The sequence below is a fragment of the uncultured Mycobacterium sp. genome, from assembly GCF_964249325.1.
Taxonomy (GTDB): Bacteria; Actinomycetota; Actinomycetes; order Mycobacteriales; family Mycobacteriaceae; genus Mycobacterium.
In genome coordinates, this window is sequence record NZ_CAXUCH010000167.1 from 1 (window position 1) to 9,699 (window position 9,699).

The 9,699-nt window shown below is 60.6% G+C and carries 8 protein-coding genes and 1 pseudogene; 2 read left to right on the top strand and 7 right to left on the bottom strand.

From position 1 onward, the window contains the following. The coding region (locus ACFE99_RS18080; protein ID WP_375487660.1) for an alpha/beta fold hydrolase at positions 1–424 on the bottom strand (424 nt) is incomplete at its 3' end. A gap of 1,153 nt (positions 425–1,577) precedes the next feature. Here ACFE99_RS18080 and ACFE99_RS18085 point away from each other — a divergent pair. Both ACFE99_RS18085 and ACFE99_RS18090 read left to right on the top strand, forming a co-directional pair. Further along, positions 1,578–2,489, top strand: coding sequence for a LysR substrate-binding domain-containing protein (locus tag ACFE99_RS18085; RefSeq protein ID WP_375487663.1), 912 nt, complete (start codon positions 1,578–1,580; stop codon positions 2,487–2,489). 351 nt (positions 2,490–2,840) lie between these two features. After that, positions 2,841–2,960: pseudogene (locus ACFE99_RS18090) on the top strand (hypothetical protein); the annotation flags it as partial. 248 nt (positions 2,961–3,208) lie between these two features. On the opposite strand, the gene ACFE99_RS18095 reads toward ACFE99_RS18090, so the two are convergent. From ACFE99_RS18095 to ACFE99_RS18120, 6 genes are all read right to left on the bottom strand, one after another. Beyond that, positions 3,209–4,105 carry an alpha/beta hydrolase-fold protein gene (locus tag ACFE99_RS18095; protein WP_375487665.1) on the bottom strand — a complete coding sequence of 299 codons (897 nt, stop codon included), beginning with the start codon at positions 4,103–4,105 and terminating at the stop codon, positions 3,209–3,211. A gap of 304 nt (positions 4,106–4,409) precedes the next feature. After that, entirely contained in the window at positions 4,410–4,985 is a 576-nt protein-coding gene (locus ACFE99_RS18100) for an Mce protein (RefSeq protein ID WP_375487667.1), read from the bottom strand. A 624-nt stretch (positions 4,986–5,609) separates the two neighbouring features. After that, a complete protein-coding gene (locus ACFE99_RS18105; RefSeq protein ID WP_375487669.1) occupies positions 5,610–6,221 on the bottom strand; it encodes a hypothetical protein in 612 nt (203 codons plus the stop codon). A 119-nt stretch (positions 6,222–6,340) separates the two neighbouring features. Further along, positions 6,341–7,057 (bottom strand): Mce protein, encoded by a 717-nt coding sequence (locus ACFE99_RS18110; RefSeq protein WP_375487671.1) that lies wholly within the window; start codon positions 7,055–7,057, stop codon positions 6,341–6,343. Next, a complete protein-coding gene (locus ACFE99_RS18115) occupies positions 7,030–8,520 on the bottom strand; it encodes an MCE family protein (protein WP_375487673.1) in 1,491 nt (496 codons plus the stop codon). The genes ACFE99_RS18110 and ACFE99_RS18115 overlap by 28 nt, the downstream gene beginning before the upstream one ends. A gap of 1 nt (position 8,521) precedes the next feature. After that, on the bottom strand, positions 8,522–9,685 hold the full coding sequence (locus tag ACFE99_RS18120; protein WP_375487675.1) for an MCE family protein: 1,164 nt from the start codon (positions 9,683–9,685) through the stop codon (positions 8,522–8,524). Between the last annotated feature and the right edge of the window lie 14 nt (positions 9,686–9,699).

Here is a 9,699-nt window from a genome sequence, read left to right on the forward strand (position 1 = left end):
CGGCGACAGCGGCGCTGCCATGGGCACGGACGGTGGCGGCCCGCTCCGTCCAAGTCGAGGCGGGCGCCAGCCGGCTGGCGGTGCAAAGCAGTGCGACCCGGTCGACCCGTTCGGGGCAGCGGGCTGCGACCCGCATCGCGGTCATGCCGCCCAGCGATAACCCGACGATATGCGCCCGCTCAATGCTAAGCCGGTCCAGCAAGGCGATCAGGTCGTCCGCTAGGTCGTCGATCGAATATGGGCCGCCGGGCACCGGAGAATCGCCGTGGCCGCGGGTGTCGTAGCGCACGACCCGAAACCGCTGCTCGAACGCTGGCAGTTGGACGTCCCACATGCGATGTGTGGCACCCAGTGAGTTAGACAGCACGAGGACCGGGCCGCGGTCGCGCCCAGTGACGACAGCATGGACCTGCACCGCGCTCATCGCGGCGACTCGCATACCGGGGCCAGCCCTTGGCCTTCGCCGAAGCACTTAGGTTCTACGATGCAGTAGACGGCGGGGAGGCGGGTCTCGTACTCGTAGGCGGCGGCATTGATGCGCCCCCCGTGACAGTGACCGGGCGTCCCGGTGGAGCACGGCAACCGTTTGAATCCAGCTAATACCCGAGCGGGTCGAGTTCCCACTCCTGCAAGATGGCGATTTGGACGGCGAACGTTTGGTTGAGCCCGCTCACGTCGACGTCTTCGAGGCTCCGCCGGGCCTACTGCAGAGCTGCGGTGCTGGCGCCGACCCAGCCGATTCTCATGATTTGAAGCCCGCAGCGGGTGACCGCGCATGAGAGTAGCGCCGAAAAAGCTTGCTAAATTGGGGGTTTGGGCTCCAGCGCGTATGTTGATGCACCTCGCGCCGTCGTTTTGCCATATAGGATTGTGCACGGTGAAATTTGAGTCTGGCTGACGTCGGGCCCGAATGGTCGGCAGCGGGACCAAGCTTGTGTCGACTGTCGGCCGGCGATGGTCGTAGCGGTCGACGATGGTGTCAGGATTGCAGCGCTTGCCCGCAACTGTGACTGGGGCTAGTTCGTCGACGAAGTAGGCCGCTTGGTGCACGCCAACCGCCCGGTTCTGAAAGCAAACCGCCTGTTCCTGCTCTTCGCGGCGGCGGATGCGGTAGGTCTTGCGCGGGTTTTCCGCGATCTCAATTATCCCGCCAGGCATCGCGTGGCGGGTCGGTCGGGGGCTGCCCAGTCGAGGCGATCCATATGATCGACACCTCCCTTGTTTCACCTCGTCATAACGCCCGACGGCGTAGTGCTCGACAGGCGCATCGGCTGTACACCTCGAGTCACGACCGCGTGCGCGCGCCGCCACGGGAAGAGATGACAGGGATTCCGGATAGCCATTGCCCGACTATGAATGCGTCGAAAATCGCCCTCCCCAGCCGGTGCGGGAACAAGTTCACGCAGCCCAACGGTCGCAAGACAGCCGCCGACATCAGCGCCACAGCACGGCCCATGGGTCCCACCGGGATGTATGCCGACTGCCGCACGCGATCCGTCATGGTCTTCGACCGTACCGACCAGCAGTGATATTTTGAAATATCCGTTTCCGATAAATTAATACTTTCGGAGTCTCAATTGCCTGAGCTGCGCCATCTGCGGTATTTCCGCGCCGTGGCCGAGGAACTGCACTTCGGCCGGGCCGCCGAACGGCTCAACGTCGCGCAGCCGCCATTGTCGCGACAGATCCGCCAGCTCGAGCACGAAATGGGCGTACGGCTTTTGATCCGGACCACCCGTAAGGTCGAACTGACACCAGCCGGCCAGACGTACCTCAAGCGAGCGGTGGCCATCCTCGACGCGGTCGACGACGCGAAGCACGAGGCACGGCGCATCGCGGACGGCGTGGAAGGGCATCTCGCGGTTGGCTGCGTGGGTTCTGCGACCTACTCCCTGCTTCCCAACCTCGTTCGGGCCTTGCGCAAGGTGCTGCCCGGTGTGGATGTGAGCGTGCATGGCGAAATGCTGGCACCGACGCAGATTTCCGCGCTGCTGGCCGGCGACATTGACCTCGCTCTCTTGCGTCCGCCTGTCGACAAATCCGGGTTAGTGGTGGAGACGGTGCGCCGTGACCGATTGTTCATTGCCCTCCCTCGGGGGCACCCGCTGACCACCCGCGACGAACTGCGCATGAACGATTTACTAGACGAGGGGTTCATCGTCCACGCCGGGCATGGCCGTTCGGCGATGAATAGTCTGCTGACATCGCTGTGTGCGGATGCTGGCTTTGTCCCACGGGTACGCCACGAAGTTGTCGAGACCTCGACATTGGTCACACTGGTCGCCGCGGGGCTCGGTGTGGCGGTCGTTCCGCACCCTACGCAGGCTCTCGGTGTTGCTGGGGTTTGCTATCGCCCGTTGATGCCCGCTCGGCTGGGGGTCGACTTAATCGCAGCTTATGTGGCGCACGCCAATTCGCCGCTGATCGACAACGTGCTCGACCTGTTGCGGCGTGTTGTACGGACTGAAGCTTTTGATGTTGACGACTGAAAACGGCTCATAACCGGATAACGGGGTGGATGAGAAACCACGTGAATGCCGGCGGCGACGAGTATTCAGGATTGACCCGCCCGACTCATTAAGCGCTGAATAATTCGATAGCTGTGCAGATACTGCGTATGACTGCCCGGAACGATGCCGACGCCTGCTATTCGATCAACGACTCGGCGACTGCCGCCACGTCGATGCTCAACCTGGTCGGCAAGTCTGAAGTATCCCACTACCTATGGTGACGCGTTATGCTGTTTGGGCTATGGTTTTATACGGACTCACGTCGACTTGACATCCGGTAACAGAAGCTACGCTTCGAAGCAATTTCGACGCCCTACGAAGGAGCGATGCATGGATCCAAACCCTGACTACGACGCCAGCGACGAGTTGGAATACGGGCTCGCGGCAATTGCATGGGGCCTCAGGGGTGTCTATCCTCCACCCGCGTACCTGCCGGGGCCAGATTTTTAACGATGCCATGCGGGCCGCTGTGGCCGGCTCTAGCTTGTCTGCGCGGATCCGCAGTGCGCTCGTAACGCCCAAACTGTCGGTGCCTCATTGTAGGTGCAGCTTCGTTCGTGGCAAATGTCGTCACAGCAGGACTGCGGTATCGATATATTCTCCATCGCGAATCAGAGCGGGTTCGGCTCCTGTCGGGTTCCAGCTCGTCGAGTCAAGGGCACGTGCTATCCGCCCTGAGCTAACTTCGCCTTTAATGGCTAACGAATGGCTGCCACCAGATCACCGGACATCACACCGAGCTGCGGTCCCCATGTCGACCAGCCATGGTCTCCGCCGGCCGGGAAATCGAAGTGCGCATTTCGGCCGCCGGCCTGAGCGTACTGAGAGCGGAAGATCGCGTTGGTGCCGTACGCGAGGTCTGGGTAACCGATCATCGCCGCTGGATCACTGGCGGTCCCAGTTTGCGGGCTGAAGATCCATAGACGGGTATTGTTGTCTGTGAGCAGTTGGATGTGGGAATAGGGCGAGTGCCACTTCCACCGGCCTAGCTGCGGCGGCCCCCACATGTTGCGAGTGTCTACGCCACCGTACTGCTGTAGGCCTGCTGTGATCGCACCGTCTACCCCGGTCCGCTCCGGGGCAAGGAAGCCCGACATCGACCCGGCGTAACGGAAACGATCGGAATGGAATGCGGCCAGCGCCGCCGCGGCGTAGCCGCCTTGCGAGGCGCCGACCACCCCGTGTCCGCCGGGGGCCAGCCCCTTGTTGGCCGCCAGCCACTCAGGCAGCTCACTGGACAGGAAGGTCTCCCACTGCTTGCTGCCGTCCTGCTCCCAGTTGGTGTACATGCTGAAGGCGCCGCCGGCCGGCGCCGCAACCGAAATGCCCTTGCCGGCCAGCGTGTTCATCGCGTTGCCCGCGGTCACCCAGTTGCTGACATCCGACCCAGCGTCGAACGGGTCCAACAGATATACCGCGTGCGAACCGCCAGGCATGAACGCCACCGGGATGTCACGGCCCATGGCCGCTGACGGCACCATAAGGGTTTCGAAATTCGCGCCGTATGCCAAGCTAATCTCGGGGGCCCAGAGAAAACCAGTGACTGCTAGGACCGCAGAAAATAGCACCCGTAGCGGTATCGAAAGACTTTTCACGTTCACCTCGCTCGTCTGCTGCTATGACGGCGCGCAAGGGCGTTCGTCGCAAATAGATTATGCTCGAACAGGCTCCACGCCACGATAACAATATGAATATCACGTAAAATGAGAACCAAAAAGCAGATCACGCGCTTCGCGCACAGCGCCGCGTGTGCCCTGTATGCCTTCGAAGTAAACAACCGGCGTACTTTTCTTGGGGGTTTTGGTTTCGGCGTACCTCCCACTATTTTCGATCATTCGCGACGCCGGTCTTGGGCTCCAGGCCCCGGCCGATTTCGACGCCGCATCGCCTGGTCTTTTTTCACGGTACGAATTCCACATTTGAGACTTTGACGGTGTCTCCGACCCTCTGTACTTCAATGCACATCCGAAAGCGATTCGAGTGTGGTTCGGGGACGGCGGCGGTTGTTGTTCTCACCGACACGGCCAGCAATACGCGAGCCGAATCATTTGTTACGGTCTGCAAACCTGCTTCGTTAATGGCCCCCTCTATATTAGATTGCTCATGCCTGACTTCGTCAACGAACGGCTGCAGCCGCTGCTTGAGGTCGTCGTGGAAGGTGCCCGTCGCTAAGTCCAGGATTCGTTGAACGTCAGCCTCGACTTCGTTGTGCTTGATTGTTGTCAGGTCTAACGCACTCTGACGGCCGACCTGCATAAATACTTCCAGCTGCTTCTCGGCTTGATGGGACTCATACGCCCGATACCCGAGCCACCCGACGAGTCCCGTTAAGCCAACGACGGTGACGGCACCGACGACAAACGCAAGCCCCTCCCCTGATTTCGTTCGTCGGCGCACGGCGTTCTTGAACTTGGTGTCAGTGGGATCGGCCCGCTTGATATCGCCACACGCCAACTCTGAGTCTCCTGCTGCCATTTCTGGAACTCCTTCGCGCTCCTGCGGGTCTTTCGACGGGCTTAAGCAGTCGATGCAAGGCCGACTCGCGTTTACTCCTTGCGGGCGGCCCACGCTCCGTCGTTACGGCCGTGAGAGTGCCTGTCCAGTTAAGCCGTCGCCTGTATAAATCCTCCGCATCAGAGTAGGCTCGAACCGTGATCCGGCTGTTTGTAGTTTTTTGTGCATTTCTACCGATCGCAATTATTGATTCGTACGCTGTGCGTGTCGCGAATGCTTCGCCACTGGACGATCCGGGACAGTGCACCTTTGTACTGCCGCCACCGAAAGTTGTGCGGGTCTCCGGGGCGAATATGGTCTTGGCCACGATGGAATTAGGGCCGTGCACGATGGAAGCCTTCGCTAACTTTTCCGTCGTATGTCTGTCGATCGAGCGAGACGATTCGGCCGGACAGTGTGCATCCGGAGGCTCTACCACCCGCTTGTATTACGCCTACCGACAGGGTGCGACCTATATTGTGAAGGGCCAAGGATGTGCCAGCGTTCTGCAGCCGCCGTATACCATCTGCCAGGACTTCGCTGCATCGCGCGTTGCGTTGTAGTACTGTGCCACCCATTCCGGTAGTCCCGTTAAGGTATTAAATGTCAGACGGGGTTGAATTCATAAATGAGCCACCGGCCGCCGATCTTGTCTAGGGTCACCCGGACGCTAGAAATGGAGTCAGTGGGCCGGTCCGAGCCGATGACCGCGGTTTCGTTGACGAACAGCAGGGTCACCGCATGCGTCGGCGTCGCTGATACCGAGGCGGCCGCGGGCACGGTGGCGGTCACAGACACGTGTTGCTGCTTAGAGCCCGGAATCACCATATCGCGGATCAGTTGTGTGTAGGCCTCCTTGAAATTGCCCGTCAATCGCTCCCGGGCACCCGTCAGGGTCTTCTCGGCAGTATCGGGCTGATAGGACAGCAGAGCAATTGTCGAATCCTTTGCAGCTACGACTGACTCGATGCGCGCGGACGCCGATGCACGGGCCCACGAATCCTGCCACTTCAAAAACCCGGCACCCATCGCCAGCAACAAGGCCAGACCAGGCAGCACCCCAAATGCCAGGACCCGCGACCAAGTGAGTCGACGCTTCGCTGGGGGGGCCTGGGCGTCTTCGGAATCCACTGTGGCTTCGGAATCGGACTCTGCGTCCGCGGTGGCGTCGGTGTCTGCCGTATTCATCGATTCTTTCGGTTGGCTCTCGACTGTCATGGCTGTTGAGTTCTTCGCGTTGTTTCGATCACATACGGCATCGGTCGAGCGCGGCACCACTGCACCGTCGTCTTCGGGCTGAACATGTTCCGTGTCGGAGTCACTCGGCTGCGGTTTTGTCATGGCATGAACTCGACGTTGGAGACTTTGGTGTCGTTGCCGGTCGTGTGCAGCGAAATGCGCATTCGCCATGCCCGTGGCGCTTGTTCGCGCGCGCCTAGATTAGAGGTGTTGACCGACACCGCAACGAGAACCTGTGCGTCGTCGCCTGACTGCGATTCCAGTCCTGCTTCGGTGACTGTTCCTACGGTTTTGGATTGCACCTTTTTGATGACGTCGATAAAGGGTTGCCTTCGTTTAGACATGTCGTCGTAGAAGGTTCCAGTGGCCGAGTCCAGGATGCGCTGGACATCGGAGTCGGCGTGCTGCCAATCGATTGTCGCTATGTTCAGTGCGCCTTGCCGTCCTGTTTGGATGAGTAGTTGGCGCTGGTGTTGTGCTTGGTGCAGCTTGTGCGCCTGAGATCCGAACCATCCGGCCAACGCCCCCACGGCGATGACCACGATCACGCCGAATACCGTTGCCAACCGCACGTGCGACGACCGTGCGGCGGCGACAGCGTTTTCGGAGTCGTCGACCTCATCGGCGACGGCTTCGTAGTCATCGGCTTCGTGCGCCGAGACTTCCTTCGTTTCAGCCTTTGCGGCAGATGCCGGTTGTGAATCTTCGTACCGGGATTCTGATGGACTGGCGCTAGGGTAGCCGCCACCGGTCGCTAGCTTTGCTGCCTCGACGCTCTGGCTCGCTTCTACCGGGGTATCAGCATCTGCTGCCATGTTTTCTCCTTACCGGCATCGCGGGCGAGGTCAGATTGGGTGTACACCTGCCCGTCTGGGCCAACATAAGTGCCGGTCGCAGGGTCGTACTGGGCGGCGGCTGCTGGCGGCGGTGGTGTCGGATCTTGCGACGGTGGCGGTTGTCTTGCTGGCGCCGTCGCGGCTGTGTTCGGTGCAGCGGGCCTATCTCCGGGATCGAACTGGGGGACACCCTGGCCGGTGAGTGTCGCGTTCGGGTCCCCCTTCCAGTTGAACCCGTCATTGAGCGGGATGTACTCGTCATTGCTTTCGCACATTTTCACCGTGGGGGCCCGCTTGCCGGGGCGCGTCTCACACGGCAAGTTGCGCAAGCCGCGCACGTCGTTGAATGAGTCCTGCGGTATTCGGCAGTAGACGTTGCCGGCGGGACGGTCCGGTGCGTCCACGAAGCTGGCGCCTCGCATTTGCTGGATCGGGAAGAACCCGGTGGCGCATGGCGGTGGCAAGTTGAGGTTCAGGTTGAAGCTCAGATAGGCACCTTTGTAATCTTCCTTGGTGCCGTAATTTGCCAGATTAATCGCTTGGACGGCTTCTGCACCCCGCGGGAGTAAAACGAGCAGGCTTTCGAGGTTGTCGCGGTAAGTGACCGCCACCTGCCCGATGGTGACGAGGTTGGCGAGCAGGATAGGCAGCGTCGGCTGCAGGCGATCCAACAACTGGCGTGCCTCATCTGCCGCCGCCGGACCGTTCTTGAGGATGCCTTGTAGGGCAGTGTCGTTGTTCTGCAGCTGCTTGGTGATGGTCGCCAAGTTGGCTGCCCAGGTCTTAATCGAATCGGATGACTCGGTCTGACTGTCTAGCACCGGCTTTGAGTCATCGATCAAGGTAACCAATGAGTCCAGATTCTTGCGGGCATCGCTTGCTAGCGTGATCGTGTTGTCCAGCAACCGTGAGAGTTCCGGGCCCAATCCGCCGACCGCGACATAGGCCTCGTCGACCGCCGTTTTCAAGTTGTCACGCGGGATCGCGTTCAGGCCGCGATTCGCTCCGGCCAGTAGCGAGTTGATATTCGGTGGCACAGAGGTGCGATTTATCGGGATAACATCGCCGTCTTTCAGCGCCGGTCCTTCTCCGCTTTGCGGCAAGAGCTGGATAAACTGCTCGCCGACTGCGGACATGCTGTGCACTTCGGCCTTGAGATCAGCAGGTATCTTGATATTTGAGTCTAGGCTGAGCACCGCCTCGGCGCCGGTGTTGGTTAGACGCACGTCGTCCACTCGGCCGACTTCGTAACCGCGGTAAGTGACGTTGCCGCCCTTGTACAGATCGCCCACGTTGCGTAGTTCCATCCGCACGGTGTATCGACCGAAGCCGAAATACGCGCTTTGGATCCGGATGTAGCCGAAAAACACGATCGCAATCGTGGTCACGGCCACCACCGCGAAAACGGCCAGCTGGATCTTGATTAGCCTCGTCAAATGCATGTCACGGCCCCTGGTTGAAGTGGTAGGGAACCACCAGGGGGTTGCGCGCGGTATATGGGCTGGGCATTTGGCCAATGGTGCGGCCCCATTGCAATTCCAGCTGCGTGAGATTGCCCTCCCACCGCGTCCCGGTGAAGAAGGAAGCGTCAAGCCGGCTGAGCGTCAAGTCGATTATGGCCGTCAAGTTCGCGTAGTCGCCCCGAAACGCTATAGGTATCGCGTCTTTGGGGAATGGGAAGGATCCGTAGAAACCGAGGGAGCGAGTCAACGCCTGCCCGGAATCCGCCAGTGATTGCAACACGGGGCCCAGATCACTGAGCTCCTTGACCAGGTTTTGTTTGGTTTTGTTGACCGAGTCGGCGACAAGTGCGCCGACTCTGCCTAGTTGAGTGAGCGCCTCGGCGAGGTTCTCCCGCTCATCCTTGAGCACGGCCAACCCCTCAGGGAGGGCCTTCAAAGCCTTATCGACGATCCCTTTTTGGTCGGCGAATCGGCCGACGAGATTGTTCAGGCTATCCGTCGCGGCGATGATGTCGTCCTTCTGGTCGTTGAGGTAACCGACGAACTGATCCACCTGGCGGATGAGGTTTTTGAGTTCCTCCTCACGGCCAGTGAAGGCGGTGCTCAACGCTTTTGTGATGTCTTGGACCTGACCTAGGCCGCCGCCGTTGAGCAGCAGCGATAACGCGCCCAGGGTCTGCTCGGTCGACGGGTAGGCGCCCGCCGACGACAGCGGGATCAGCGATCCGTTGTGGAGCTTGCCCTGGGGCGGCACATCTTTGGGTGGCGCCAGTTCGATGTGCAAGGAACCGAGCAGACTAGTTTGACCGAGCGTGGCCGTCGCGTTGGCCGGGAGGTCGACGTTGCCGTCGATCGTCATGGTGAGCAACGCGTGCCAACCTTGACGTTCGATCTTCGTCACGTTGCCGACGGTCAAATCATTGACCCGGACTCGGGAATTTTGCCTTAAGTTCTGGACGTCGGGCAGCTGTGCCTGGATAGTGTAGTGTCCGGGGCCGCCGCCCTTGGTGCCTGGCAACGGGAACGAATTCGCTCCGTGGAACTCCCGAAGCGCGCCGCAGCTGGGCGCCACGGCCATGGCCAGTGCCATGAGCACTCCGGCGCATGCCCGGGGCCAGCGCTTTGGTCGGCTCTCTGATCTCATGGTCCCTCCCCGGG

Excerpts from the sequence above, each read along its gene's own strand:
- ACFE99_RS18110 (WP_375487671.1), bottom strand. The coding sequence starts at position 7,057 with ATGGCAGCAGATGCTGATACCCCGGTAGAAGCGAGCCAGAGCGTCGAG.
- ACFE99_RS18100 (WP_375487667.1), bottom strand. The coding sequence starts at position 4,985 with ATGGCAGCAGGAGACTCAGAGTTGGCGTGTGGCGATATCAAGCGGGCC.
- ACFE99_RS18115 (WP_375487673.1), bottom strand. The coding sequence starts at position 8,520 with ATGCATTTGACGAGGCTAATCAAGATCCAGCTGGCCGTTTTCGCGGTG.
- ACFE99_RS18105 (WP_375487669.1), bottom strand. The coding sequence starts at position 6,221 with ATGACAGTCGAGAGCCAACCGAAAGAATCGATGAATACGGCAGACACC.
- ACFE99_RS18120 (WP_375487675.1), bottom strand. The coding sequence starts at position 9,685 with ATGAGATCAGAGAGCCGACCAAAGCGCTGGCCCCGGGCATGCGCCGGA.